This window comes from Micromonospora sp. CPCC 205561 (assembly GCF_036906775.1).
Classification (GTDB): domain Bacteria; phylum Actinomycetota; class Actinomycetes; order Mycobacteriales; family Micromonosporaceae; genus Micromonospora.
The window spans coordinates 1-25,980 of record NZ_JBAKHV010000031.1 but is presented as its reverse complement, the minus strand read 5'-3'; the positions used below and the strand labels follow the sequence as shown (position 1 = coordinate 25,980).

General features: G+C 74.8%; 25 protein-coding genes and 1 pseudogene. 10 read left to right on the top strand and 16 right to left on the bottom strand.

Annotation, left to right across the window (positions count from 1 at the left end; translation table 11 throughout):
* Positions 1-71 precede the first annotated feature (71 nt).
* On the top strand, positions 72-455 hold the full coding sequence (locus V6V16_RS17450) for a WhiB family transcriptional regulator (RefSeq protein ID WP_089003203.1): 384 nt from the start codon (positions 72-74) through the stop codon (positions 453-455).
* A gap of 228 nt (positions 456-683) precedes the next feature.
* Here V6V16_RS17450 and groL read toward each other — a convergent pair whose 3' ends face one another.
* Positions 684-2,333, bottom strand: coding sequence for a chaperonin GroEL (gene groL, locus V6V16_RS17445; protein WP_334563339.1), 1,650 nt, complete (start codon positions 2,331-2,333; stop codon positions 684-686).
* A 70-nt stretch (positions 2,334-2,403) separates the two neighbouring features.
* Positions 2,404-2,718, bottom strand: a complete 315-nt coding sequence (groES, locus tag V6V16_RS17440) for a co-chaperone GroES (protein ID WP_121399825.1) — start codon at positions 2,716-2,718, stop codon at positions 2,404-2,406.
* A 249-nt stretch (positions 2,719-2,967) separates the two neighbouring features.
* Between groES and V6V16_RS17435 the strand changes: the two genes are divergently transcribed.
* From V6V16_RS17435 to V6V16_RS17405, 7 genes are all read left to right on the top strand, one after another.
* Entirely contained in the window at positions 2,968-4,197 is a 1,230-nt protein-coding gene (locus V6V16_RS17435) for a THUMP-like domain-containing protein (protein ID WP_334563337.1), read from the top strand.
* Positions 4,198-4,246: 49 nt separating this feature from the next.
* Positions 4,247-4,726 (top strand): Cys-tRNA(Pro) deacylase, encoded by a 480-nt coding sequence (gene ybaK / locus V6V16_RS17430; RefSeq protein WP_334563336.1) that lies wholly within the window; start codon positions 4,247-4,249, stop codon positions 4,724-4,726.
* A gap of 194 nt (positions 4,727-4,920) precedes the next feature.
* On the top strand, positions 4,921-6,021 hold the full coding sequence (locus tag V6V16_RS17425; RefSeq protein ID WP_334563335.1) for a sugar ABC transporter substrate-binding protein: 1,101 nt from the start codon (positions 4,921-4,923) through the stop codon (positions 6,019-6,021).
* A 109-nt stretch (positions 6,022-6,130) separates the two neighbouring features.
* Positions 6,131-6,955, top strand: coding sequence for an ATP-binding cassette domain-containing protein (locus V6V16_RS17420; protein WP_334563334.1), 825 nt, complete (start codon positions 6,131-6,133; stop codon positions 6,953-6,955).
* Entirely contained in the window at positions 6,952-8,211 is a 1,260-nt protein-coding gene (locus tag V6V16_RS17415) for a sugar ABC transporter permease (protein WP_334563333.1), read from the top strand. Before V6V16_RS17420 ends, V6V16_RS17415 begins: the two co-directional genes overlap by 4 nt.
* A gap of 28 nt (positions 8,212-8,239) precedes the next feature.
* Positions 8,240-9,421 carry an ROK family protein gene (locus V6V16_RS17410; RefSeq protein WP_334563332.1) on the top strand — a complete coding sequence of 394 codons (1,182 nt, stop codon included), beginning with the start codon at positions 8,240-8,242 and terminating at the stop codon, positions 9,419-9,421.
* A 142-nt stretch (positions 9,422-9,563) separates the two neighbouring features.
* Positions 9,564-10,301 (top strand): DUF4142 domain-containing protein, encoded by a 738-nt coding sequence (locus V6V16_RS17405; RefSeq protein ID WP_334563331.1) that lies wholly within the window; start codon positions 9,564-9,566, stop codon positions 10,299-10,301.
* A gap of 465 nt (positions 10,302-10,766) precedes the next feature.
* Here the strand turns inward: V6V16_RS17405 and V6V16_RS17400 are convergent, their stop codons facing one another.
* The 14 genes from V6V16_RS17400 to V6V16_RS17335 form a co-directional block, all read right to left on the bottom strand.
* Entirely contained in the window at positions 10,767-12,341 is a 1,575-nt protein-coding gene (locus V6V16_RS17400) for a Na+/H+ antiporter (RefSeq protein ID WP_334563330.1), read from the bottom strand.
* Between the two features lie 143 nt (positions 12,342-12,484).
* Positions 12,485-14,266, bottom strand: a complete 1,782-nt coding sequence (locus V6V16_RS17395) for an ABC transporter ATP-binding protein (RefSeq protein ID WP_334563329.1) — start codon at positions 14,264-14,266, stop codon at positions 12,485-12,487.
* Positions 14,266-15,966 carry an ABC transporter ATP-binding protein gene (locus V6V16_RS17390; RefSeq protein WP_334563328.1) on the bottom strand — a complete coding sequence of 567 codons (1,701 nt, stop codon included), beginning with the start codon at positions 15,964-15,966 and terminating at the stop codon, positions 14,266-14,268. The genes V6V16_RS17395 and V6V16_RS17390 overlap by 1 nt, the downstream gene beginning before the upstream one ends.
* Positions 15,967-16,088: 122 nt before the next feature.
* Positions 16,089-16,343, bottom strand: coding sequence for a hypothetical protein (locus tag V6V16_RS17385; protein ID WP_334563393.1), 255 nt, complete (start codon positions 16,341-16,343; stop codon positions 16,089-16,091).
* Between the two features lie 18 nt (positions 16,344-16,361).
* A complete protein-coding gene (gene tsaD / locus V6V16_RS17380; RefSeq protein ID WP_334563327.1) occupies positions 16,362-17,408 on the bottom strand; it encodes a tRNA (adenosine(37)-N6)-threonylcarbamoyltransferase complex transferase subunit TsaD in 1,047 nt (348 codons plus the stop codon).
* Entirely contained in the window at positions 17,401-17,871 is a 471-nt protein-coding gene (gene rimI / locus V6V16_RS17375; protein ID WP_334563326.1) for a ribosomal protein S18-alanine N-acetyltransferase, read from the bottom strand. Before rimI ends, tsaD begins: the two co-directional genes overlap by 8 nt.
* The gene (gene tsaB, locus V6V16_RS17370) at positions 17,868-18,545 is read right to left on the bottom strand and encodes a tRNA (adenosine(37)-N6)-threonylcarbamoyltransferase complex dimerization subunit type 1 TsaB (RefSeq protein WP_334563325.1); all 678 of its coding nucleotides are present in this window, start codon (positions 18,543-18,545) and stop codon (positions 17,868-17,870) included. Before tsaB ends, rimI begins: the two co-directional genes overlap by 4 nt.
* 75 nt (positions 18,546-18,620) lie before the next feature.
* On the bottom strand, positions 18,621-19,472 hold the full coding sequence (locus V6V16_RS17365; protein ID WP_334563324.1) for a maleylpyruvate isomerase family mycothiol-dependent enzyme: 852 nt from the start codon (positions 19,470-19,472) through the stop codon (positions 18,621-18,623).
* An 83-nt stretch (positions 19,473-19,555) separates the two neighbouring features.
* Entirely contained in the window at positions 19,556-20,257 is a 702-nt protein-coding gene (gene ung / locus V6V16_RS17360) for a uracil-DNA glycosylase (RefSeq protein WP_334563323.1), read from the bottom strand.
* A 60-nt stretch (positions 20,258-20,317) separates the two neighbouring features.
* The gene (gene tsaE, locus V6V16_RS17355) at positions 20,318-20,788 is read right to left on the bottom strand and encodes a tRNA (adenosine(37)-N6)-threonylcarbamoyltransferase complex ATPase subunit type 1 TsaE (RefSeq protein WP_334563392.1); all 471 of its coding nucleotides are present in this window, start codon (positions 20,786-20,788) and stop codon (positions 20,318-20,320) included.
* A gap of 26 nt (positions 20,789-20,814) precedes the next feature.
* Positions 20,815-21,906, bottom strand: a complete 1,092-nt coding sequence (locus V6V16_RS17350) for an alpha/beta fold hydrolase (RefSeq protein ID WP_334563322.1) — start codon at positions 21,904-21,906, stop codon at positions 20,815-20,817.
* Entirely contained in the window at positions 21,903-23,021 is a 1,119-nt protein-coding gene (alr, locus tag V6V16_RS17345) for an alanine racemase (RefSeq protein WP_334563321.1), read from the bottom strand. Before alr ends, V6V16_RS17350 begins: the two co-directional genes overlap by 4 nt.
* 70 nt (positions 23,022-23,091) lie before the next feature.
* Positions 23,092-24,561: an NAD(P)H-hydrate dehydratase gene (locus tag V6V16_RS17340; RefSeq protein ID WP_334563320.1), complete on the bottom strand. Its 1,470-nt coding sequence runs from the start codon at positions 24,559-24,561 to the stop codon at positions 23,092-23,094.
* A gap of 51 nt (positions 24,562-24,612) precedes the next feature.
* Positions 24,613-24,981 carry a holo-ACP synthase gene (locus V6V16_RS17335; RefSeq protein WP_334563319.1) on the bottom strand — a complete coding sequence of 123 codons (369 nt, stop codon included), beginning with the start codon at positions 24,979-24,981 and terminating at the stop codon, positions 24,613-24,615.
* Positions 24,982-25,154: 173 nt separating this feature from the next.
* On the opposite strand from V6V16_RS17335, the gene V6V16_RS17330 reads away from it, so the two are divergent.
* Both V6V16_RS17330 and V6V16_RS17325 read left to right on the top strand, forming a co-directional pair.
* The gene (locus tag V6V16_RS17330; RefSeq protein ID WP_334563318.1) at positions 25,155-25,451 is read left to right on the top strand and encodes a type VII secretion target; all 297 of its coding nucleotides are present in this window, start codon (positions 25,155-25,157) and stop codon (positions 25,449-25,451) included.
* Between the two features lie 149 nt (positions 25,452-25,600).
* Positions 25,601-25,980 (top strand): annotated as a pseudogene (locus V6V16_RS17325) (alpha/beta hydrolase); the annotation flags it as partial.

The following is a 25,980-nucleotide window of genomic DNA, read 5'->3' as shown; positions in this document are numbered from 1 at the left end:
CCTGCGCGGACCGTCGCCCGGACGCCGATTCACATGGATCTGCGCGGTGCCGCGCGGGAGGAGGGGTGCTGATGTCGAACGTACGCAGACTGCCCGGACCGATCGTCGACCTCTGGGACTGGCAGCGACTCGGTGCCTGCCGGGGGCGCGACAGCGCCCAGTTCTTCCACCCGGACGGCGAGCGTGGCTCGTCCCGGCTGCGCCGGGAGTCCGGCGCCAAGGCCGTCTGCCGGGCCTGCCCGGTCCGGGCCGAGTGCGCCGCCCACGCCCTCGCCGTCCGCGAGCCGTACGGCGTCTGGGGCGGCTTCAGCGAGTCGGAGCGGCTGCGGCTGCTCGCCGTCGGCTGGGAGGACCTGGCCGACCGCCGGCAGAGCCGGGTCGACGTGGCCCGGCTGGAGGCCCGCCTGGGCCAGCCGCACCGGTCGACCGTCCCCGCCCAGCGCAAGATCGCCTGACGCCGGCCGCCTGCCAGAGCACACCGACGCCGCGCCCCGACCGGGGCGCGGCGTCGCGCCGTTCCCGGCTCCGCGAGTCGGGCCGCCCACCGGGCCGGCGTGCCGATCGGCCCGACCGCCGGCCGTCGCGCCCGGTTCGCGGGGCACCGGAGGGCGCCGGCCGCCGGAAAAGGCGTCGGGGCGCACCGTCACGCGGACGGTGCGCCCCGACGAGGCGTACGGCGAGGGTCAGAAGCCCGGGCCGTGCTGGTGGCCGTGACCGTGGCCGTGGCCGTGGCCGTGCCCACCGGCGGCCGGCTCGGCCTTCTCCGGCTTCTCCACCACGAGGCTCTCCGTGGTGAGCAGCAGGCCGGCGATCGACGCGGCGTTGGTGACCGCGTTGCGGGTCACCTTCACCGGGTCGACGATGCCGGACTTCGCCAGGTCGACGTACTGGCCGGTGGCGGCGTCGAGGCCGTGGCCCCACTCCTTGCCGGCGACCTTCTGCACCACGACGTAGCCGTCGTGGCCGGCGTTCTGCGCAATCCAGCGCAGCGGCTCGACCAGCGCCTTGCGCACGACCGAGACGCCGACCTTCTCGTCACCGGTGAAGCCGAGGTCGTCGTCGAGCACCGGCAGGATCTGCGCGAGGGCGGCGCCACCGCCGGGGACGGTGCCCTCCTCGACCGCGGCCTTGGTCGCGGCGATCGCGTCCTCGATGCGGTGCTTGCGCTCCTTCATCTCGACCTCGGTCGCGGCGCCGACCTTGATGACCGCGATACCGCCGGAGAGCTTGGCCAGCCGCTCGGCGAGCTTCTCCCGGTCCCAGTCGGAGTCCGAGGCCTCGATCTCCTTGCGGATCTGCGCGACCCGGTCGGCGACCTCGCTCGACCGGCCGCCGCCGTCGACGACCGTGGTGTTCTCCTTGTCGACCACCACGCGCCGGGCGGTGCCGAGCACCTCCAGGCCGACCTGGTCGAGCTTGTAGCCCAGCTCCGGAGCGACCAGCTCGGCGCCGGTGAGGATCGCCATGTCCTGGAGCATCGCCTTGCGGCGGTCGCCGAACCCGGGGGCCTTGACCGCGCAGACCTTGAGGGTCTTGCGGATCGAGTTGACCACCAGCGTCGACAGCGCCTGGCCCTCGACGTCCTCGGCGATGATCAGCAGTGGCTTGCTGTTCTGCAGGACCTTCTCCAGCAGCGGCAGCAGCTCCTCGATCGCCGAGATCTTCTGGGTGGTGATCAGGATGTACGGGTCCTCAAGGACCGACTCCTGCCCCTCCATGTCGGTGACGAAGTTCGGCGAGATGAAGCCCTTGTCGAACTGGAGACCCTCGGTCACGTCCAGCTCGGTGTGCAGGGTGGAGCCCTCCTCGACGGTGATGACGCCGTCGCGGCCGACCCTCTCCATCGCCTCGGCGATCAGCTCGCCGATCGTGGCGTCCTGCGCGGAGATCGTCGCCACGTGCGCGACCGACTCCTTGTCGCCGACCTCGACCGCGCGGCCGAGCAGCGCCTCGGAGACCTTGGCGGCCGCCGCGTCGATGCCCCGCTTGAGGCCGGCCGGGTTGGTGCCGGCCGTGACGTTGCGCAGGCCCTCGCGGACCATCGCCTGGGCCAGCACGGTGGCGGTGGTGGTCCCGTCGCCGGCGACGTCGTTGGTCTTGGTCGCCACCTCCTTGACCAGCTGCGCGCCGAGGTTCTCGTAGGGGTTGGTGAGCTCGATCTCCTTGGCGATGGTCACGCCGTCGTTGGTGATCGTGGGCGCACCGAATTTCTTGTCCAGGACGACGTTGCGCCCGCGCGGGCCGAGGGTGACCTTGACCGCGTCCGCGAGGGCGTTGACACCGTGCTCGAGCAGGTGCCGGGCATCGTCCGAGAAGCTCAGGATCTTCGCCATGAATGTCCCTTCGATGCGACGTCGCCCCGGCCCGGCGAGCCGGACCGGGGCGACGTCACTGATCGGTTGCTTACTTCTCGATGACCGCGAGGACGTCGCGGGCGGAGAGCACCAGGTACTCCTCGCCGGCGTACTTGACCTCGGTGCCGCCGTACTTCGAGTAGATGACGGTGTCGCCGACGGAGACGTCAACCGGGATCCGGTTGCCCTTGTCGTCGATCCGGCCCGGGCCGACAGCGAGGACGGTGCCCTCCTGCGGCTTCTCCTTGGCGGTGTCGGGGATCACGATGCCCGACGCCGTGGTGGTCTCAGCCTCGTTCGCCTGGACCAGGATCCGGTCCTCGAGCGGCTTGATCGCAACCTTGGTCGCGGTAGTCACGGGCATACCCTCCTGGGGTACTGGTTTCGTTACCGGTCGGCTAGCCGACCAGCGTCAATCTGCCACATGCCACCGGGCGGGGCCGTCGTCGCGGGTGCCGGTCCGCCTGGCGTTCAGCAACCGGACCACGGGGCCCGGAAGCTGGCACCCTCGGGGTGAGAGTGCTAATCGCAGGTTATTCCTCGGCTAGCACTCCGTCAAGGAGAGTGCCAACCCGCCGCCCGGCGCGTCGCACCCGCCGACCACAATGAGCGGGTGGATCCCGACCTGCTCGCCGCCCTGCGTACGCCCGAGGGGTCGGCCGCGCTCGACGCGGCCGCGCGGGTGGCCGGCGGCGACCCGCTGACCGCGGCGTCCGCGCTCCGCTCCGCCGGGCTGCCGCCCGGGCTGGCGGCCGCCGCGCTCACCCAGGCCGAGCTGCGGCGCCGGGCGGCCGGCAAGTTCGGGCCCGCGGCGGCGGGGATGTTCCTCACCCGGGCCGGGCTGGAGCAGGCCACCCGGGGCGTCGTGGCGGCGCGGCGGGCCGACCGGCTCCGGGCCGCCGGGGTACGGACCCTCGCCGACCTCGGCTGCGGCCTCGGCGCCGACGCGCTGGCCGCCGCCCGCGCCGGCATCCGGGTGTACGGCGTGGAGGCCGACCCGGTGACCGCCGCGATGGCCGCCGCCAACGCCGAGGCGGCCGGGCTGGCCGGACTGTTCACCGTGGAGTGCGCCGACGCCACGGCGTTCGACGTGGGCCGGGTCGACGGGGTGTTCTGCGACCCGGCGCGCCGCCGGGCGGGCACCGGTAAGCGGATCTTCGACCCGAACGCCTACTCCCCGCCCTGGGACTTCGTCGTCGGGCTGGCCGAGCGGGTGCCGCGCACGGTGGTGAAGGTGGCGCCCGGCATCGACCACGCGCTGGTCCCGGCGGGGGCCGAGGCGGAGTGGGTGAGCGTCGACGGCGATCTGGTCGAGGCGGCCCTGTGGTGCGGCCCGCTCGCCGAGGCGCCCCGCCGGGCCACCGTGCTGCGCGCTCCCGCCGACACCTCCGGGACGCCTCACCCTTCCGGTCGACCGACCGGCGGCTGTCACCGGCTGACGGGCTCGGGGGGCGCCGAGGCGCCCGTCGGCCCCATCCGCCGCTTCCTGTACGACCCCGACCCGGCGGTGGTCCGCGCGCACCTGGTCGCGGAGCTGGCCGACGCCCTGGGCGCGACGCTCGCCGACCCGAGCATCGCCTACCTCTACGCCGACGCCCCGACCCCGACCCCGTTCGCCCGCTGCCTGGAGGTCACCGACGTGCTGCCGTTCTCGCTCAAGCGGCTGCGGGCGCTGCTGCGCGAGCGCCGGGTCGGGCGCGTCGAGATCCTCAAGCGCGGGTCCGCGCTGGAGCCGGAGAGGCTCCGGCGCGACCTCCGGCTGGCCGGCGACGAGGCGGCCAGCCTGGTGCTGACCCGGGTCGCCGGGGCCCCGACGACGCTGGTCTGCCGCCCGCCCGGGTGACGGTCGTTTCGGCTCGCGGGCGGCGCGAGCCCGGGTTAGCTTGACCGGCATGGCGGGACAGGGCACTCCGGCGACGGCGCTGCTGGCGAAGCGGAGGATCAACCACAGCACCCACCCGTACGACGTCTCCCCGGACGCCCCGAACTACGGGGCGCTCGTCGCGGCCGCGCTGGGGGTGCCGCCGGAGCGGGTGTTCAAGTCGCTGGTCGCCGAGGTCGACGGCGCGCTGGCCGTGGCGGTCGTGCCGGTCACCGGCGAGCTGGACCTCAAGGCGCTCGCCGCGGCCCTGGGCGGCAAGCGGGCCGCGATGGCCGACCGGGCGGTGGCCGAGCGGGCCACCGGCTACGTGCGCGGCGGGATCAGCCCGCTGGGCCAGCGTCGCCGGCTGCCCACGGTGCTCGACTCGTCGGCCCTCGGCCACCCGAGCGTCTACGTCTCGGCGGGCCGGCGCGGCCTCCAGGTCGAACTCGCGCCCGGGGACCTGGTCGCGCTCACCGGGGCGAGCACGGCCCCGCTGTCGACCAGCTGAGCTGCGCGGCGACCCCGCACGGCCGGAGAGCGCTCCCTCGTCGGCGACGGCCGGGTGTCGGGGGCGTTGCTGAATTGTTACTGCCGACAACAAACTCGTGACCTCGGCACCCTTGTGCCCACAGCGCGACGGGGAATACGTTGCCGGACACAACAAACCAACACCACCCCCCACCCCCCGAAAGGACCCTGCACATGCGCAAGGGCTTCCTCACCCTCGCCGCCGTGGGCCTGCTGGCCACCGGCGGTCTCACCGCCTGCGGCGACGATTCCGGCAGCGGAGACCAGGCCGGCGGCAGCGACAAGAAGCCGAAGATCGGCGTGATCCTGCCGGACAGCAAGTCCTCCGCCCGCTGGGAGGGCGCGGACCGCAAGTTCCTGGAGGAGGCGTTCAAGGCCGCCGGCGTCGACTACGACATCCAGAACGCCCAGGGCGACAAGACCGCGTTCCAGACCATCGCCGACCAGATGATCACCAGCGGCGTCACCGCGCTGATGATCGTCAACCTGGACTCCGGCACCGGCAAGGCCGTGCTCGACAAGGCCAAGTCGCAGGGCGTCGCGACGATCGACTACGACCGGCTCACGCTGGGCGGCTCGGCCACCTACTACGTCAGCTTCGACAACGAGGTGGTCGGCAAGCTCCAGGGCGAGGGCCTGAGCAAGTGCCTGACCGACAAGGGCGTCAAGAACCCGGTCGTGGCCTACCTCAACGGCTCCCCGACCGACAACAACGCCACTCTGTTCAAGAACGGGTACGACTCGGTGCTCAAGCCGAAGTTCGACTCGAAGGAATACACCAAGGGCCCGGACCAGAACGTTCCGGAGTGGGACAACGCCCAGGCGGCCACCATCTTCGAGCAGATGCTCACCCAGCAGCGGGGCAAGATCGACGGCGTGCTCGCCGCGAACGACGGCCTCGGCAACGCGGCCATCTCGGTGCTGAAGAAGAACAAGCTCAACGGCAAGGTGCCGGTGACCGGCCAGGACGCCACCCCGCAGGGCCTGCAGAACATCCTCGCCGGTGACCAGTGCATGACCGTCTACAAGGCGATCAAGGAGGAGGCGAAGGCCGCCTCCGAGCTGGCCATCGCGGTCGCGAAGGGCGAGAAGAAGGAGACCGGCCAGACGGTCAAGGACCCGGAGGGCGGCCGGGACGTCCCGTCGGTGCTGCTGACCCCGAAGATGGTCTACAAGGAGAACGTCAAGGACGTCATCGCCGACGGCTACGTCACCAAGGACGAGGTCTGCGGCGGGGCGTACGCGAAGCTCTGCGCAGACGCCGGCATCAGCTGACCCGTACCGATCCGATCCACGCGCACGCCGCCCGGCACGCAACCTGGTGCCGGGCGGCGGCTCGCGCCGGACGGGATCCGAGACCTCCCCTCCACCCGAAGGAGCCCCCGTGTCCGCAACCCCCCTGCTGGAACTACGCGGGATCGACAAGAGCTTCGGTCCCGTCCAGGTCCTGCGCGACGTCGCCTTCACCGCCCACCCGGGCGAGGTGACCGCGCTGGTCGGCGACAACGGCGCCGGCAAGTCGACCCTCGTCAAGTGCATCAGCGGCATCCACCCCACCGACGCCGGTGAGTTCGTCTTCGACGGCCGGCCGGTGAACATCAACAGCCCCCGCGACGCCGCCGCGCTGGGCATCGAGGTCGTCTACCAGGACCTCGCGCTCTGCGACAACCTCGACATCGTGCAGAACATGTTCCTCGGCCGGGAGAAGCGCAGCGGCCTCGTGCTCGACGAGCCGACCATGGAGCAGATGGCCGCCGACACCCTCGCCGGGCTGAGCGTACGCACCGTGAAGTCACTGCGGCAGCACGTCTCCAGCCTCTCCGGCGGCCAGCGGCAGACCGTGGCGATCGCCAAGGCCGTGCTCTGGAACAGCAGGCTCGTCATCCTCGACGAGCCGACCGCCGCGCTCGGCGTCGCGCAGACGGCCCAGGTGCTCGAACTGGTCCGCCGGCTGGCCGACAACGGCCTGGCCGTGGTGCTCATCTCGCACAACATGAACGACGTCTTCGCCGTCTCCGACCGGATCGCCGCGCTCTACCTCGGCCAGATGGTCGCCCAGGTGAAGACCACCGACATCACCCATTCCCAGGTGGTCGAGCTGATCACCGCCGGCCGTTCCGGCGGGCTCGGGCTCGCCGCCGAGCCGGCCAACGGCGGCAACGGGCACGGCGCGGAGCCGGCCCAGAGCACCTCAGGAGGCGTCCGATGACCAGCACCGTCGTGCAGAAGGAGGGCCCGGCGGCCGTCACGCCGACGCCCAGCCTCGGCAGCCACGTCCGCAACTACGTCAGCCGGGTCCGCGGCGGCGACATCGGCGCGCTGCCGGCCGTGCTCGGCCTGGTCGTGCTCTGCACGGTCTTCTCGATCATGCGGCCGTCGTTCCTCACCGCCGGCAACTTCGCCAACCTGTTCACCCAGGGTGCCGCGGTCACGCTGATCGCGATGGGGCTGGTCTTCGTCCTGCTCCTCGGGGAGATCGACCTCTCCGCCGGCTTCGCCAGCGGGGTCTGCGCGGCCATCCTGGCCAACGTCGTCACCGTGCTCGGCTACCCGTGGTACGTGGCCGTGCTCGCGGCCGTCCTCACCGGAGTGGCGATCGGCACCACCCTCGGCTTCCTGGTCGCGAAGATCGGCATCCCCTCCTTCGTGGTGACCCTGGCCGGGTTCCTCGCCTTCCAGGGCATCGTGCTGATGCTGATGGAGGAGGGCACCAACATCTCGGTCCGCGACGACGTGCTGGTGGCCATCGCCAACCGCAACCTCCCGCCCGTCCTCGGCTGGCTGCTGGCCGCCGCGGCGGTCGCCGGCTACGCCGCCGTGCAGCTGCTCCGGCACCGCAAGCGGGCCGCCCGCGGGCTGCTCACGGACCCGATCGCGGTGGTCTTCGCCCGGATCGGCGGGCTGGCGCTCGTCCTCGGCACGGCTGTGTTCATCCTCAACCTGGAGCGCAGCCGCAACGTCCTGATCAGCTCGCTCAAGGGCGTGCCGATCGTGGTGCCCATCATCGCGGTGCTGCTGATCCTCTGGACCTTCGTGCTCCAGCGCACCAGCTACGGCCGGCACGTCTACGCCGTGGGCGGCAACAAGGAGGCGGCCCGCCGCGCGGGCATCAACGTGGACCGGATCCGCATCTCGGTCTTCGTGATCTGCTCCTCGATGGCGGCCATCGGCGGCATCGTCGCCGCCAGCCGGGCCAACTCGGTCGACCCGAACACCGGTGGCAGTAACGTACTGCTCTACGCGGTCGGCGCGGCGGTCATCGGGGGCACCAGCCTCTTCGGCGGCAAGGGCCGGGTGCTCGACGCCGTCCTCGGTGGCGCGGTCGTCGCGGTCATCGACAACGGGATGGGCCTGATGGGATACAGCTCGGGGGTGAAGTACGTGGTCACCGGCGTGGTGCTGCTGCTCGCCGCCAGCGTCGACGCGTTCTCCCGCCGGCGCTCCACCGCCACCGGCACCCGCTGAGCAACCGACACCGGAAGTGACGACGGCGATGCGCGCGGGACCGAGCCAGGACGAGATCCGCCGGCAGAACCTGGGCGCGTTGCTGCGGTACGTGCACGTGCACGGGGCCACCACCCGTGCCGAGCTCACCACCACCCTCGGGCTCAACCGCAGCACCATCGGCGCGCTGACCGCCGAACTGGCCGGCGCCGGGCTGGTCAGCGAGGGGGCGCCGAAGGAGACCGGCCGGGCCGGGCGACCGTCACTGGTCGTCCGGCCCGAGTCGGACCGGGTGCACGCGTACGCGTACAGCATCGAGGTGGACCGGCTGCGGGCCGCGCGGATCGGTCTCGGCGGCGCGGTGCTCGACCGCCGGGAGCTGGACCGTCCCCGGGGCCTGACCGCCGCGGAGGCCGCCCCGCTGCTGGCCGGGGCGGTCAAGGAGATGCAGCAGGCCGTCCCGGCGGACGCCGTCTGCGTCGGCGCCGGCGTCGCGGTCTGCGGGATGGTCCGCCGCGACGACGGGCTCGTCCGGCTGGGCCCGACCACCGGGTGGGTGGACGAGCCGATCGGGGCGGCCCTCGGCACGGAGCTGGGCTGCGAGGTGCCCGTGACGGTCGGCAACGTGGCCGACGTGGCCGCCTTCGCCGAGCACGCCCGGGGCGCGGCGGCCGGCTGCGACAACGTCATCTACCTGTACGGGGACGTCGGCGTCGGCGCCGGCATCATCGCCGGCGGGCGGCGGCTGACCGGGCACGGCGGCTACGGCGGCGAGGTGGGCCACATGGTGGTCGTCCGGGACGGCGCGCCCTGCGAGTGCGGCTCCCGGGGCTGCTGGGAGACCGAGATCGGCGAGCACGCGCTGCTCCGCGCGGCCGGTCGCTCCGACGCCAGGGGCCGGGACGCGCTGCTGGCCGTCTTCGACGCCGCCGACCGGGGCGACCTGCGGGCGCAGACCGCGGTCCGCCAGGCCGGCGACTGGCTCGGCTTCGGGGTGGCCAACCTGGTGAACATCTTCAACCCGGAGATGGTCATCTTCGGCGGCGGACTGCGGGACCTCTACCTCGCGGCGGCGGCCCAGGTCCGCAGCCGGCTCAACTCGATCGCCCTGCCCGCCTGCCTGGAGCACGTCCGGCTGCGCACCCCGAAGCTCGGCGAGGACGCGGCCCTGATCGGCGCCGCCGAGCTGGCTTTCGAACGCCTGCTCGCCGACCCCCTCGACGCCGGCTGACCGGTCGGGAACGGCGGGGTGAACTGATCGGGTCGCCCGTCCGTACCAGTGCGGGGACGGGCGGCGGCCGGATCGCGCGCCGCCCGGCCAGGACGCGCTCGGACCGGACGCGTCCGGACCGGACCGAGGAGGCACCACGGACATGGCACCGCTCAGCTCCGCCCGTTGCCGACGAGGGCCCCGCAGCAGCCGCCTGGCGCTGCTGCTCGTCGTGATCGCCGCCGGGCTCGGGCTGGCGCCCGGGGTGGCCGTCGCCGCGCCGGGCGGTCAGCAACTCAACGCGGCCGACGCCGCCCTGCTCAACGGGGTGCGCCTGGCCGGGCTCTGGGAGATGCCGGCCGGGCAGCTCGCCGCCGACAAGGGGCGCAGCGCCAGGGTGCGCGAGATCGGCGCCGGGATCGCCACCGAGCACGAGGAACTGGACCGGCTGACGGTAGCGGCGGCCAACAAGCTCGGGGCGAGCATCCCCACCGACCCGACGGTCGAGCAGAAGGGCTGGCTGACGGAGTTGCGGGACGCCTCCGGCGCCCGCTTCGACCAGCTCTTCGTCACCCGGCTCCGGGTCGCCCACGGCAACATCTTCCCGGTCATCGGGGCGGTCCGCGCCAGCACCCGTGACCCGGTGATCCGCAAGCTCGCCGAAGACGCCAACCGGTTCGTCCTGCACCACATGCAGATGCTGGAGAGCACCGGGCTGGTCCGCTGGCCGGAACTGCCGCCGGCAGCGCTGCCCGCGCCCGGCGAGGACGGCCTGCTCGCCGCCGCCTCCGCCAACTCCGGCCCACCGGTCGGGGTCAGCAGCACGGTGGTCTGGCTGGTATTCCTCGCCGCCCTGGGCACCGGCGGCATCGCCACGTACCGCATCCTGCGCCGCACCTGACCGGCCGCGCTGGCCGCCCCCAGCTGGTCGCCCGTGGCGGGCCTCTTCGTCCCGGCGGCGGCCCTGCGGGCGACGGCGGCCCTGCGGGCGACGGCGGCGGTCGCCCCTCGGACAGCCCGGCTCCCGCCGGCCGCCTGCCACCCACCCTCATTACTAATGGTGACCGACGGTGCGTTTCCCGGCTGCCGCCGGCAACCCGCCCCGCCCCCTTTGCTCTGCAGCCATTGACGCACCAGCTACCGAGGGTGCCTGGTGCGTCGGCGGCTGCAGAGCAAAGGGGGCGGGAGGCCCGTCGGTCGGTCGGGCCCGCATGACGAAGTAGCGGCTGGTCAGCAGGTTTCGCAGCCGGACAGGCGCCGCTCGCGTTCCGACGTCGGCCAACCGGCGGCTACTTTCCGTCACCTCGCAGCCTTCCACCAGTCCCGTCACTCTGAGTGTCGGACGCCAGCCCGGCGCTCGGCCGGGCTAATCGTTGGACTCCGGTCCCAACAGCCGGATCTCCTCGATGTCGAGCACGGCCTCCAGCTCCCGCAGCACGATGTCGTCGATCTCCCTCGTGTCCCGCAGCCTGGTGATCTCACGGCGCTTGTGTTCGAGGACGGCGAGCCGCAGCCGCCGGTCGAGATCCCGGGCCGACTCCGCCGAGCGGCCCTCGGCGGAGCGGACGTCGACGAGGTGCTGCTCGTAGTCCGCCCTGATCCGGTCGACGACGTCCGGTCCCGCGCCGAGCCGGTCGGCGATCTGCGGCAGGACCGCCAACGCCGCCTCGCTGGCGCGTACCCGGGCCAGCCGCAGCTCGTCGAGCCGCCGGTTGTCGCCGACCAGGCCCGCCCACCGCACGACGGCCGGCAGTGTGGTGCCCTGGACCAGCATCGTCAGCAGGATGACCATGGCGGTGGCAAAGATGATCAGGTCACGCTCGCGCACCGGAACGCCGGTGGGCGTGGCCACCGGCACCGCGAGAGCCGCCGCGAGGGAGACGGCGCCCCGGAATCCCGCCCAGCCGGCGGCCGTCCGCACCCGCCAGCCCACCCGCTCGTCCTGCCGCGCCGCCTTGCGGTCGACGAGCAGGAAGGCGAACGCGGCCAGGTGGACCCAGAGCATCCGGGTCAGCACGACCACGCCGGTCACCACCACCGCGATCACCAGCGCCCGCATCACCGACAGGCTCGTGACGCCCCGCAGCGCCCGCGGGATCTGCAACCCGAGCAGCACGAACAGGCTCCCGTTGATCAGGAACGTGGCGAGGTCCCAGAAGCCGTACGCCAGCAGCCGCGAGCGGGCCCGGACGACCCGGGGGGCGGCGTACGACAGCATCAGGCCCGCGACCACCACCGCCAGGACGCCGCTGGCGTGCACGAACTCCGCGAGGAGGAAGGCGACGAACGGCGTCAGGACGCTCAGCGCACCCTCGCGCAGCGGGTCGTCGAGGCGCCGCCGCAGCAGGATCACCGCCCCGCCCACGAGCAGGCCCGCCGCGACACCACCGGCCGAGGCCCCCACGAACCGCTCGGTCAGCCCGAGCACCCCGGGCTCGGTGCCGCCCACGATCAGACCCACCCCGACGGCGAAGAGCACCAGCGCGGTGCCGTCGTTGATCAGGCTCTCCGCGTGCAGGGTGGTCAGGATCCGGCGCGGCATCCGTTTGGCCAGGCCGGCGACCGCCGCGGCGTCGGTCGGCGCGAGCACCGCGCCGAGTACCCAGGCGGCGGCCGGGTCGACGCCGAACCGCTGCGCGACAAGCGACACCGCGACCATCGTCGCCACCACCAGCCCCACCGCGAGCAGCGCGATAGCGAGGAGGTTGGCGCGGATCTCGCGCAGGCTGGTGGTGATGCTCTCCTTGTAAAGGATCGCCGGCAGGAAGAGCAGCAGCACCACGTCGGGCTCCAGGACCACGTGGGACAGGGGCGGCAGCAGCCCGAGAAGCGCGCCCATCGTGATGAGCAGCACGGGAGGCGCCACGCTGTACCGCCCGCCGAGGGTGGTGCCGACCAGCACCGTGACGCCCAGCACCACGATCAGTTCGAGACCACCCACGTCGCACCCCCGTCACCGGCCGACGCCGCGGTGACGGTGCGCCGGTCGCCTGCCGCTCCACCATCGTGGTACGGCCGTCGGACGCGGCACCGCCGAAACCCGGAACCGGTCCGCACCCGCGCACCGCGCCCGGCGAGGCGGCGTCAGGAGCCGGTGCCGTGCCAGGAGCGCCAGAGGGAGGCGTAGGAGCCGCCCGCAGCGACCAGTTCGTCGTGCGAGCCGATCTCGGTGATCCTGCCGTCCTCCACCACCGCGACCCGGTCGGCGTCGTGCGCCGAGAAGAGGCGGTGCGCGATGGCGACGACCGTACGGCCCTGGAGGACGGCCGCGAGGGAGCGCTCCAGGTGCCGGGCGGCGTGGGGGTCGATCAGCGAGGTGGCCTCGTCCAGCACCAGGGTGTGCGGGTCGGCCAGCACCAGCCGGGCCAGCGCGAGCTGCTGCGCCTGCGCCGGTGACAGCTGGTGCCCGCCGGCGCCGACCACCGTGTCCAGCCCGTCCGGCAGCGCTCCGGCCCAGTCCAGCGCGTCGACGGCGGCCAGCGCCGACTCCACGGCCGCCTCGTCCGCGTCGGGCCGGACCATCGCCACGTTGTCCCGCAGCGTACCGATGAAGACGTGGTGCTCCTGGGTGACCAGCGCGACCTGCGAGCGCAGCTCGGCCAGCGGCAGCTCGTCGAGCCGCCGCCCGGCCACGGTCACCGAGCCCGAGCGGGGCGCGTGCACCCCGGCGAGCAGCCGGCCGAGGGTGGACTTGCCGGCGCCCGAGGGGCCCACCATGGCCAGCTTCTCCCCCGGCTCCGGCACGAGGGTCACCCCGTGCAGCACGTCCCGCCCCTCCCGGTACGCGTACCGGACGTCCCGGGCGGCGAGCTGCCGGTCCCCCGTGGCCGGCTCCGGGGAGCCCGCCGTCGCCGAGGGCCCGGCCCGGGTCGGGGAGCCGGCCGGCGGGTCGGCGTCGGCCACCCCGAGCAGGCGGGCCATCGAGGCGCCGCCGACCTGCAACTCGTCCAGCCAGGAGAGCAGCCGGTCGACCGGGTCGACCAGTTGCTGGACGTAGAGCGTGGCGGCGGTGACCTCGCCGAGGCTCACCCAGCCCTTCAGGTAGAACCAGCCGCCGACGATCAGCGTGGCGACCACCGGCACCACGTAGCCGATCTCGGCGACGGGAAAGAACACGGTGCGCAGCCGCAGGGTGTAGCGCTCGGCCGCGTACGACCGGCGGATGTCGGCGTCGGTGCGGGCCCGGCGGCGCGCCTGCTGCCGCAGCGCCTCCGTGGTCCGCGAGCCCTCGACGGTCTCGCTGATCCCGTCGGTGATGTCCGAGTAGGCCGCGTTCTCCCGCAGGTAGCCGTCGGGCGCGCGGCGCAGGTACCAGCGGGTGCCGGCCCAGAGCAGCGGCACCGCGAGCAGGCAGGGCAGCGCCAGCAGCGGATCGACCAGGAGCAGCGCCGCGACGATGAAGCAGCCGGTGACGACGGCGATCAGCGTCTCCGGTACGGCGAACCGGACCGTCCGGGAGAGCGCCGAGACGTCCCGGGACGTCCGGGTGAGCAGGTCGCCCGTGCCGGCCCGTTCCACGGTGGCCAGGGGCAGCGCCATGATCCGGTCGACGAACTCCTCGCGCAGCTCGGCCAGCACGCCCTCACCGAGCCGGGCCGACGCCAGGTGCGCGAAGCGGACCAGCACCGACTGCACCAGCACGAACCCCGCGATCAGCAGGGCGATCCGGTCGACGGTGACGCCGCTCGTGCCTCGGGAGATCCCCTCGACCAGGTCGCCGAGCAGCCGCGGCGCGACCAGGCCGGCCGCGGCCGCCAGGGCGTGCAGGCCGAGCGCGGCCCCCAGCGCCCTCGGGTGGCGGCGGGCGAGCGTGCGGGCGTAGCGACGCACCTGGCGCGCGTCGGCGACGGGCAGCGCGGTGGCCATCAGTCCTCCCCCCGGCTGACCGTCGCGCGGTAGCGCGGCTCGCCGTCCAGCAGTGCGGTGTGCGACCCCTCGGCCGCGACCTTGCCGTCCTCCACGAAGATCACGTGGTCGGCGCGGTGCAGCACGAGCGGGCTGGTCGTGCAGACGAGGGTGGTCCGGCCCGCCCGGGCCGCGCCCAGCCGGTCGGCGATGCGGGCCTCGGTGTGCGCGTCCACGGCGCTCGTCGGCTCGACCAGCAGCAGGATCTGCGGGTCCGCGACCAGCGCCCGGACCAGCCTCAGCCGCTGCTGCTGACCACCCGAGAACTCGCGCCCGCGCTCGGCGACCGCGCTGTCGAGCCCGGCGGGCAGCGCCTCGACGATGTCGGTGGCGCTCGCCGCCGCCAGCGCCGCCGTGACCGTCGCGTCGTCGGCCCGGTCGTGCGGGTCCAGCTCCGCGCGGAGCGGGCCGGTGAACAGGTGCGCTCCGTTGTCGGCCACCAGGATCCGCTCCCGCACCGTCGCCAGCGCCAGGTCCCGCAGCGGTACGCCGTGCAGCGTCGCGTCCGAGTCGACGTACCGGCCAAGGCGGTCCACGATCGCCGCCGCGTCCTCGGGCGCAGTCGCGGCGAGCGCGGTGAACCGGCCCGGCCGTACCGTCACGCCGGACACCGTGTCGACCAGCTCGCCGGGGCCCTCCGGCAGGGTGGCCGGGCGGGCCGGGTCGGTCAGCTCCGGGGTGAGCCGCAGCAGCCGCACCACCCGCCGGGCCGCGACGTGCCCCCGGGTCAGCTTGTCCACCGCCTCGGTGAGTTGTCGCAACGGGCTGACCAGGAACGCGGTGTAGCCGTAGAACGCGACGAGCTGACCGGCGCTGATCTCGCCGCGCAGCGCGAACCGGGCGCCGAGCCAGGTGACCAGCACCATGAAGGCGCCGGGGAGCAGCACCTGGGCCGCCTCCAGCAGCGACTCGATCCGGGCCACCCGCAGGCCGTCGGCGCGCAACGCCTGCGACCGTGCCCGGTAGCGGGCGGAGAGCACCGGCTCGCCGCCGACGCCGCGCAGCACCCGCAGCCCGGAGACGATGTCGCCGGCCCGGGCGGTCAGCGCCCCCTCCGAGTCCCGGTACGCCTGCTGCTGCCGGTGCAGCGGCCGGATGAGCAGCCCGACGACCGCCATCAGCAGCGGCACGCCGAGCACCACGACCAGCCCGAGCGGCACCGAGGCGTCGAGCAGGATCACGCCCACGGTGACGATCGCGACGACGGCGCCGGCACCCCGGGCGGTGATGTCGATCGCCGCGCCGATCTGGCTGATGTCGGCCGTGCCGATGCTCACCACCTCACCGGCGGCCACCCGCCGGGGCAGCGCGGCGCCGAGCCGGTTCGCCGCGCCCACTGTCAGCTGCACCGTGCGGTACGCCCCGGCGAGGAAGTTGTGCACCGCGCAGCGGTGCCGCAGGATCCCCGCCACCGTCTGGAGGACGCCCAGGCCGAGCAGCGCCAGCCCCCAGGCGACCAGCGCGTCCTCGTCCCGGCGGGTGAGCCCGTCGACGGCCCGCCCGACGGCCGCCGGCACCAGCGCCTGGGCGACCATCCAGACGACGCCGAACAGGATGCCGACGGTGAGCAGCACCTTGTGCCGCCCGGCCAGCCACAGCAGGTAGCGGGTCGCCGAACGGCTGTCGGGTACGCCGGGGTCCCCGGCCGGTGAGAAACGCATGGCCCATCGACGCTAGGTGGCGGGCGGACCGTCCCGCCAACCATTTACCGGGCCGACGTGCCGCAGTTCACCTCCACCGGTTCCGCCCGGGCCCGCGGACGCGAGGGCCCACCGGCGGCGCCTCAGCGGTCGACCTGGGTGAAGTCCCAGGAGTGTGCGGGGCGGGCCAGCAGCGTCGCGGGCGGCTCCGGCAGGGGGCGCGGGTTGCTGCGCCACTTGGAGATGACCACGACCCGGTGGTCGGTGGAGGAGAACACCTCGCTGGACAGGTGCATCGGGTCGTGCTCGAACTCCGGCAGCGCCGCGTCGCAGACCCAGGTGATGAGGTCCGCGACGCCGTACGGCTCCGCCCGCGCCTCCCACATCCGCACGATCACGTCAGCCATCCTCGGGGTTCACACGCTGACCGTGGTCAGCGGCATGGCGGAGTCGGCGGGCAGGTCCAGCCGGCTCGGCGCGACACCCGAGGCGACCAGGTGCGAGCCGAGGGCGGCGACCATCGCGCCGTTGTCCGTGCAGAGCCCTGGGCGGGGCACCCGGACCCGTACGCCGTGCGCGGCGGCGCGGTCCTCGGCCATCGCCCGCAGCCGCGAGTTGGCCGCCACGCCCCCGCCGATCACCAGCGTCTCCACGCCGTTGGCGTGGCAGGCGTCCAGCGCCTTGCGCACCAGCACGTCGCAGACCGCCTCCTGGAAGGACGCCGCCACGTCGGCGACGGGCACCGGCTCGCCGGCCCGCTGCCGCGCCTCCACCCAGCGGGCCACCGCCGTCTTCAGCCCGGAGAAGGAGAAGTCGTAGCGGTGGGCCGCGAGGTCCTTGGCGGCGGTCAGGCCGCGCGGGAAGCCGATGGCGGCCGGATCGCCGGCCCGGGCCTCCCGGTCGATGTACGGGCCGCCGGGGAACGGCAGCCCGAGCAGCCGGGCCACCTTGTCGAACGCCTCGCCGGCCGCGTCGTCGATCGTGGCGCCGAGCGGGGTGACGCCCCGGGCCAGGTCGTCGACGAGCAGCAGCGAGGAGTGCCCGCCGGAGACCAGCAGGGCGATCGCCGGCTCGGGCAGCGGGCCGTGCTCCAGCGTGTCCACGGCGACGTGCGCGGCCAGGTGGTTGACGCCGTAGACCGGCTTCTCGGCGGCGAGCGCGTAGCCCTTCGCGGCGGCCACCCCGACCAGGAGAGCGCCGGCCAGCCCCGGACCGCAGGTGACCGCGATCGCGTCGATGTCGGCGAGCGTCACCCCCGCCTCCTTCAACGCCCGGTCCATGGTCGGCACGATGGCCTCCAGGTGGGCCCGGCTGGCCACCTCGGGCACCACGCCGCCGAAGCGGGCGTGCTGCTCGACGCTGGAGGCGAGCGCGTCGGCGAGCAGGGTGTGCCCGCGTACGATGCCGACCCCGGTCTCGTCGCAGGAGGTCTCGATGCCGAGGATCAGGGGTTCGTCAGTCATCGCTCACATCCCGGTTCCGCTGCATGACCAGCGCGTCGGTGTTGCTCGGTTGGTAGTAGCCGCGCCGCACGCCGATCGGCTCGAAGCCGTACGTCGCGTAGAGCCGCTGGGCGGGCGCGTTGTCCGCCGCGACCTCCAGCAGGGTGCTGCGGACGCCGGTCCGGGCCGCCTCGGCGAGCAGCGCCTCCAGCAGCAGCCGGCCGACGCCGCGTCGCTGGGCGTCCCGGCGCACCGCGACGTTCTGCACCCACGCCTCGTCGGGCGGGGCGGCGGCGAGCCCGGCGTAGCCCAGCACGGCACCGTCGCCGCCGGTGGCGACGACATAGAAGTGCCCGTTGGCCAGCTCGTTCCAGAACATCGCCGCCGACCACTGCTCGGCACCGAACAGGTCCGCCTCGATCGGCAGCGCCTCGTCGACGTGCCACCACCGGAACCGCTCCAGGCGAACGCTCCTCGCGCTCACGGCAGGACCCGCTTGCGGGTCGCCGTCGCCACGGCGTCCGGGCGGCGCAGGTAGAGCGGGGTGAGTATCTCGCCGGGGGCACCGGCCCGGATCCGCTCGGCGGCCAGGGTCGCCAGCACGGCGGCGTCCGGGTAGCGCGGTTCGTCCCGCACCGGCAGGCCGAGCGCGTCCGCGTACCGGTGCGCGCCGTCGCCGACCGCCACGGTGACGGCCAGGGCGCGGGCCCGCTCCGCGGCGACGGCCGGCGCGGAGACCTCCGGGCCGGCGATCCGCTGACCGGCGCCGTCGTAGACCGCCCAGTAGATCTCCCGACGGCGCGCGTCCGTCGCCGCCAGCACGGGCTCGCCGGCGGCCGCCGGGTGGCCGACGGCGTCCAGGGAGCAGACGCCGTACGTCGGGACGCCCAGCACCTGGCCCATGGCGGCGGCGGTGACCAGCCCCACCCGGAGCCCGGTGAACGGGCCGGGGCCGAGGCCGGCGACGATCGCGCCCAGGTCGGCCGCGCGGGTGCCGGTGTCGGCGAGCACGGCGTCGACCTGCGGGGCGAGCAGCTCGCCGTGGGCGCGGGCGTCGACCGCGCAGCGCCCGGCCCGGGTCACCACACCCTCCGCCGTGACCTCCACGAGCGCCGCGGTCACCGCCGGGGTCGAGCTGTCCACCACCAGTACGAGCACGGTAAGCCAGCCTAGTCGCCCCGACCGCCGCTCCCGTGCCGCCCCGTGCCGCCGTCGGCCGGGAGCGCCGCGCGGTCAGCTCGGCGTACGGAACTTGCGCAGGAACCCCGGCAGCAGCCAGGGGCGGCGCCCGCTGACGCGTACCTTTCCGGTGAGCACCGCCCGGGCCCGGCTGACCCGGCCGAACATCATCAGGTTGAGCGTGCCGGGGTCGTGGTCGATCCGGGCGTCCACCCGGGCGCGGGGGTCGGCGAACGTCATCCGCCCCCGGTGCAGCATGAGCCGGACCGGGGCCGCGTACGCCGAGCGGAACTCGACCACGACGCGGCGCTCGCTCGGCGGCGCGCCGCCGTCGATCAGCCGCCCGTAGCCGTGCCGCACCACCCCGGCCAGGAACAGCTCCATGAACAACGCGGCGTGGGGGCCCGGGACCGACCAGGGGCGGCCGGTGGCGCGGGCGACGTCGTGACCGTGGATGAGCAGTTCGTTGACGAGGTGCGCGCAGAGGCCGGCGAGGGGCACCCGGGCCCCACCGAGCCAGGGCACCGTGTCGTCGGGGCGCCGGTCCCCGCAGGCGAGCAGGAGCTGCCCGACGTCGGCGCGCAGCTGGCCGGCCAGGGCCGCCGGCTCGCGCTCGGTGAGGTGCCGCAGCAGCACGTCGTTGAGGTCGGCCACCGTGTCGACGGTGACGTCGGGGAGCTGCCGGTGCAGGCCCGGCACCGGCAGGGGCGGGTGCTCCGGGTCCACCAGGCACACGTAGTACCAGGCGAGGGAGCCGACGTGGGCCAGCGTGTCGGCCACCGACCAGTCGGCGGTGGCCATCGCCTCCGGTGGGGTGGCGCGGACCAGGTCGAGGAAGCGGTCCGTCTGTTCCGCCAGCGCCGTGCGCGCCACCCGCCACCGTTCGTCGCTGACCGTCGTGGCCATGGTCGCCTCCCGGCTCACCGACCGCTGCAGGCACAGGCTACAACGGACGGTGACCGGGGGGTGACCGCGAAAGTGCGCAGCTGTCAGCCGGCCGGGCGCTCCCAGTCGACCGTGGGCAGGCCGGCGTCGGCGAGCGCCTTGTTGGCCGCACTGAACGGGCGGCTGCCCAGGAAGCCGCGCGGGTTCATCGGGCTGGGGTGCCCGGCCTCCAGCACCACGTGCCGCGGGTTGGTGACCAGGGCGGCCTTCTTGCGCGCGTAGCCGCCCCAGAGCAGGAAGACCACCCGGGACTCCATCGCGTCGAGCGCCCGGATGGTGGCGTCGGTGAACTCCTCCCAGCCCCGGTTGGCGTGCGAGCCGGGCGTCGCCTCGCGCACGGTGAGCACCGAGTTGAGCAGCAGCACGCCCTGGGCGGCCCAGCCGCTCAGGTCGCCGCCGCGCGGCTTGGGCACGCCGAGGTCCTCGCCGAGCTCCTTGAAGACGTTGCGCAGCGACGGCGGCACGCTCACGCCCTCCCGGACGCTGAAGCTGAGCCCGTGCGCCTGCCCCGCCTTGTGGTAGGGGTCCTGCCCGAGGATCAGCACCCGGCAGTCGGCGGGCGCGCAGAGCCGGTAGGCCGAGAAGAGGTCCTCGACCGGCGGGAAGACGGTGTGCGTCGCGTACTCCCCCGCGACGAACGCGGCCAGCTCGGCGGTGCGGGCCGCGTCGAGGTGCGGGGTGAGCACGGCACGCCACTCCTCCGGCAGCAGCGCCAGCAGGTCCAGGGTGGGGGCGTCGTCGGGCATCGGCAACCTTTCGCCTGTCGGGTCCGTCCCGCGCACTCTAGGCAGCCGGTACGACAGCGCTCAGCCGAGGGCGGCCAGGCGCCGCGCCCAGTCGCCCCCGACCGGCTCCAGCTCGACCACCCGGGTGTCGTCGTCGCGCCGGTCGACGCGCACCCGCAGGTGGGCGTCGGCCAGCTGCTCCACCAGGCCCTCGCCCCACTCGACCACGGTCACCGCCTCGTCCACGGAGGCGTCCAGGTCGAGGTCGTCGATCTCGGCGCGCGGGTCGGCGGCGTCCCCCAGCCGGTACGCGTCGGCGTGCACCAGCGCCACCGTGCCGCCCCCGGCCGGATCGGGGCGGTGCACCCGGGCGATCACGAAGGTGGGCGAGGTGACGTCCCCGAGCACCCCGAGCCCGGCCCCGATTCCCCTGGTCAGCGCGGTCTTGCCGGCGCCGAGCGGCCCGGTCAGCAGCAGCAGGTCACCGGCGCGCAGCAGCCCGGCCAGCCGCCGCCCGAACTCGTGGGTGTCGTCGACCGTCGGCAGCTTCACCACGTGGCCCGCCCCGTGCTCCCGGCTCACAGCGCCTCCATGAACCGGATCAGCGCCTCGTTGACCTCGTCGGCGTGCTCCAGCATCACCACGTGCCCACTGTCGATGATCTTGACGAACTCGGCGTGCGGCAGCCGCCGTACGATCTCCTCCGAGTGCGTCACCGGCGTGATCATGTCCTTGTCGCCGACGACCACCAGCACCGGGGTGCTCGCCAACGCGGCGAGCGCCGGGAACCGGGAGTGCGTCGCCAGCGTCCGCAGGTAGCGGGTGACCGTGTCGGCGGAGGTACGCGAGTTCATCGTCTCGACGTACGACACCAGCGCCGCGCTGGGGTGGCGGGTGCCGAAGCCGTACTTGCGGGTGAGCAGCCAGGCCACGTTCGTGGTGGAGCGGCGCGCCCGGTCGATCACCGGCCCGCCGTAGCGGGTGACGTTGCCGACCATGTGCAGCACCGGCGCGCCGATCCGGCCGAGCAGCGCCGGCGCCACCAGCTTGGTCTCGGCCAGCAGGCCGCCCGAGGTGGCCATCAGCACGGTGCCCACGACCCGGTCGCCGAACATCTCCGGGAACAGTTCGGCGAACGCCATGATCGTCATGCCGCCCATCGAGTGCCCGACGAGCACCAGGGGCCCCTCCGGCGCGACCCGGTCGATCACCTGGCGCAGCGTGTGGCCGAGCGCGGCGAGGTCGTACTCGCCGGTCTCCAGCCGCCCGGACCGACCGTGCCCCGGCTGGTCGTACGCGACCACGCGGTGCTCACCCCGCTCGGCGAGCAGCTTGCGCTGGAAGTGGAAGGTGCCCATGTCCAGGCAGAAGCCGTGCACCAGCACCACCGTGGGGGCGCCCGGCGCGGGCCGGGTCGGCTCGACCACCTCGACGTGGATGTCGGTGCCGTCGGGCAACTCCAGCCGGAACGCCTCGTCGTACCGCTGTTCGTCGAAGGCCTCCCCGGCGTACGGGTCGGTGGGGTCGGACTTGAACCTGCGGACCAGGGCGCGCTCGGTGGCGACGCCGGCCGCGAGCCCGGCGGCGGCGACCCCGACGGCAGCCAGTGCGCCGACGGCGGCCCTCGCCTGCCCGGAGCGGGGGATCGGGATGCGGGAGCGGGGTGTCACGGGCGCTCGCCGTCGTAGGCGCGGGGCACCCGGGTGCTGCCGAACCGGGTGACGATCTCGTAGTTGATGGTGCCGACCGCCTCGGCCCAGTCGTCGGCGGTCGGCTCCCCGTCGACACCGCCGCCGAAGAGGGTGACCACGTCGCCGGCGGCCACCGGGTCGTCGCCGCAGTCGAGCACGAACTGGTCCATGCAGACCCGGCCCGAGATCGTCCGGCGCCTGCCGCCGAGCTGCACCGGCCCGCTGTTCGAGGCGTGCCGAGGCACCCCGTCGGCGTAGCCGAGCGGCACCACCGCCAGGTTCGCCTCCCGCTCGGTGGTGTAGGTGTGCCCGTACGAGACGCCGGAGCCGGCGGGGACGCGCTTGGCGAGCATCACCCGGGCCCGGGCCGTCATCGCCGGGCGCAGGCCGTAGCTCTCGCCGGCCACCGGGGAGAGCCCGTAGACCGCCAGCCCGGGCCGGACCAGGTCGAAGTGCGCGTCGGGCCGGGTCAGCGTGGCGGCAGAGTTGGCCAGGTGCCGGTAGCGCGGCCGCAGGCCGGCCCGCTCGGCCATGCCCAGGCCCTCGTGGAAGACGGCGAGCTGGTGGTCGGTGGTCGGGTGGCCGGGCGAGTCCGCGTGGACGAAGTGGCTCCACACCCCGACCACCTCGACCAGGCCGTCGGCCTGCGCCTTGGCGGCGGCGTCGAGCAGGGCGGGCCAGTCGGCCACGGTCGCGCCGCCCCGGGCCAGCCCGGTGTCGATCTTGAGGTGTACGCTCGCCGGCCGGCCGGCGGCGCGGGCCGCCGCGACCATCTCGTCGAGCTGCGGCAGGCTGGCCACGCCGAGGTCCACCCCGGCGGTGACGCCCTCGTGCAGCGGCAGCCCCGGCGCGAGCAGCCAGGCCAGCACCGGCGCGGTGATCCCGGCCCGACGCAGCGTCAGCGCCTCGTCCAGGGTGCAGACCCCCAGCCAGTCCGCCCCGGCGTCGAGCGCCGCCCGGGCGGCCGGGACCATGCCGTGCCCGTAGCCGTCGGCCTTCACCACCGCCATCAGCTCGGCGGCGGTGCCGGACCGGAGCCGGCTGACGTTCTCACGGATCGCGTCCAGGTCCACGCGCACCTCGGCCTGCCACATGCCCCCCAGCCTACTTTCCGCACCCGCCGCCCCGGCCCGGGCCGGGGCGCGGCGGGACGCGGCGGCCGGTTCAGCCGAGGCGGGCCAGGACCGGGCGGAGCGCGGCCGCCACGTCGGGCGCCGTCACCGGCCCGCCCCCGGCGGCCTCCCGGCCGGCCAGCCCGTGCAGGTACGCGGCGGCCGCCGCCGCGCGTTCGGCGGGCAGCCCGGCCGCGAGCAGCGAACCGAGCAGCCCGGCCAGCACGTCGCCGGTCCCCCCGGTGGCGAGGGCCGGGGTGCCGGTCGGGTTCACGTACGCCCGGCCGTCCGGCGTGCCGATCACCGTGCGGTCGCCCTTGAGCAGGACCACCGCGTTCATCCAGGCGGCCAGCCGCAGCGCGGCGCCCACCCGGTCGGCGTCCGGCTCCTCGCCACAGAGCCGGCTGAACTCCCGGTCGTGCGGGGTGACCACGATCGGGGCGTCGCGGTCGCGCAGCCGGTCGGCGAGCGAGCCGTCGACCAGCAGGGTCAGCGCGTCGGCGTCGAGCACCACCGGCACCGGGGCGGCCAGCACCGCCCGCAGCTCCCCGGCCGCCTCCTCGCCGGTGCCCAGGCCGGAGCCGCAGACCCACGCCTGCACCCGCCCGGCGTCGGCGACCCGGCCGGTCGCGATGACCGACGGGTACCGGTGCAGCACGTCGGCCCGGGCCGAGCCGGCGTAGCGGACGAGGCCGGTGGGGCCGGCGAGCGCCCCGGCGACGGAGAGCACGGCCGCCCCGGGGTACGTGGCCGAGCCGGTCGCGAGGCCCACCACGCCCCGGGTGTACTTCTCCGCGGACGGGCCGAGCCGGGGCCACCACCTGACGACGTCCGACCACTCGGTCACCCGCAGCGCCGGACTGCCGCGCAGCCACGGCTCCAGCCCGATGTCGACCAGCTCCACCTCACCGGCGAGCGCCGCCGCCGGACCCACCACCAGCGCGGGCTTCAGCGCGCCGAAGGTCACCGTCACGTCGGCCCGGACCGCGCCCGGCCGGCCGGCGGCGGTCAACGGCACGTGACCGGTGTCCACCGCGACCCCGCTGGGCACGTCCACCGCGACCACGGCGGCCGGGGCGCCGTCGCGGCCGCGGTGCCGCACGAGGCTGGCGGCGAGCTGGTCGGCGGTCTCCCGCAGCCCGCCGATCCCGCCGATCCCGACGATGCCGTCCAGCACCAGGTCGATCGTCGCCGGCGGGCGGTCGACCACCCGACCGCCGGCCGCCCGCAGCGCGGTCAGCCCCTCCGCGTGCGCCCTACCGGGGCTCAGCAGCAGCGCCGACACGGCCGCGCCGCGGCGGGCCAGCTGCGCGCCGGCGAGGAGGGTGTCGCCGCCGTTGTCGCCGGAGCCGACCAGCAGCAGCACCCGCGCGGCGTAGACCCCGCCCCGGTCGGCGAGCAGCAGCGCGCAGCGGCGGGCCAGGCCGGCCGCCGCCCGCTTCATCAGCATCCCGGGCGGGAGCGTGGCCATCAGGCCCGCCTCCGCCGCGCGTACGTCCGCGACCCGCCACACCGGTCTCATGCCACCCCGTCCCGTCCGATTCCTCCGTGCCGCGCCCCGGCACGGAGCCGTTCAGCGTTCCGCGACCACCATCGCCGAGGCGATCCCGCCGTCGTGGGACAACGAGAGATGCCAGCGGTTGACCCCGCGCTCGGTGGCCGCCGCCGCGACCGTGCCGGAGACGGTGAGCCAGGGACGGCCGTCCGGGTCCGGCACGACCTCGCAGTCGTGCCAGCCCAGCCCGGCCGGGACGCCGAGCGCCTTCGCCACCGCCTCCTTGGCGGCGAATCGCGCGGCCAGCGACTCCGGGGAACGCGGGTTGCCGGAGGGGGTCACCCGCTCGGCCTCCGTGAAGGGCCGCTCGGCGAGCAGCGGCGTCCGTGCCAGGGCCTTCGCGAACCGCTCGACCAGGACGACGTCGATGCCGACAGCGACGATCACGGGCCAACCCTACCGGCGCGGACGGCCGCACATTAGCCGCCGACTCCGCGCGCGGCAACGCCTGTGGACGACGGAGGGCGTAGGCGGGCGGCCGTCGTCCACACCCGTCGCCCGGGGGTGTGGACGGCGCCTAACGTCGCGCCCGTCGATGTTCTACGAGGCGGGGGGCGAGGATGACCGAGGAGCCGTTGACCGTACGACCGGAGGCGCTGCGCCGGGCCGCCGGCGGGCTCGACGACGCCGCGTACCGGCTGGGGCACGGCCTGCTCGGCACGCCCGGGCTTGGGGTGCCGGCACCGGAGTGGCCGGCCGCGGCGGCGCTGGCGGATCTGGAGTCGGCCGTGCACGCCTGGCTCGGCGGTCTCGGCTCCCGGGTGGCCGCGACGGCCTGGGCGGTCCGGGCGGCGGCGGGGGCCTACGAGGCGGCGGACGACCGGGCGGCCCGCCGGCTCGCCGTCGTACCCCGGTGACCGCCCCGACGCCGGCGGCGCCCGGAGCCGCCCCGGCCGGCGGTCCGACGCCCCCGGGCCCTCCCGGTGGGCGGCCGGCGCACCGGGCGACGGCCGTCGGCTACCGGCAGCTATGGGCGGCCGATCCCGGCGCGTGGCAGGCGGCCGGGGTGAGCTGGCGCGGGCTGACCGACCCGGTGGCGCGCCGGGCCGACGAGCTGGCCGCCGACGCCGGCGTCCTGCGGGCCGGCTGGTCGGGCGGGGCGGCCGGGGCCGCCGGGGCCCGGCTCGCGGCGCTGCGCGCCCAACTGACCGCGGTCGCTCCGGCCCTGATCGAGGTCGACCAGGTGCTGGCCGAGTTCGCCGGCCGGTTGGGCGCCGCCAAGGCCCGGCTCGCCGCCGCGGTCGCCCGGGCGGACGCGGCCGGGCTGCGGGTCGACCGGGACGGGCGGGTCTCCGCCGATCCCGCCCGCGCGGCGCCCGCGCCGTCCGGGGCGGGCGTGGCCGAGGTGGGCGCGGCGCTGCGGGCGGCGCTGGAGCTAAGTCGGAT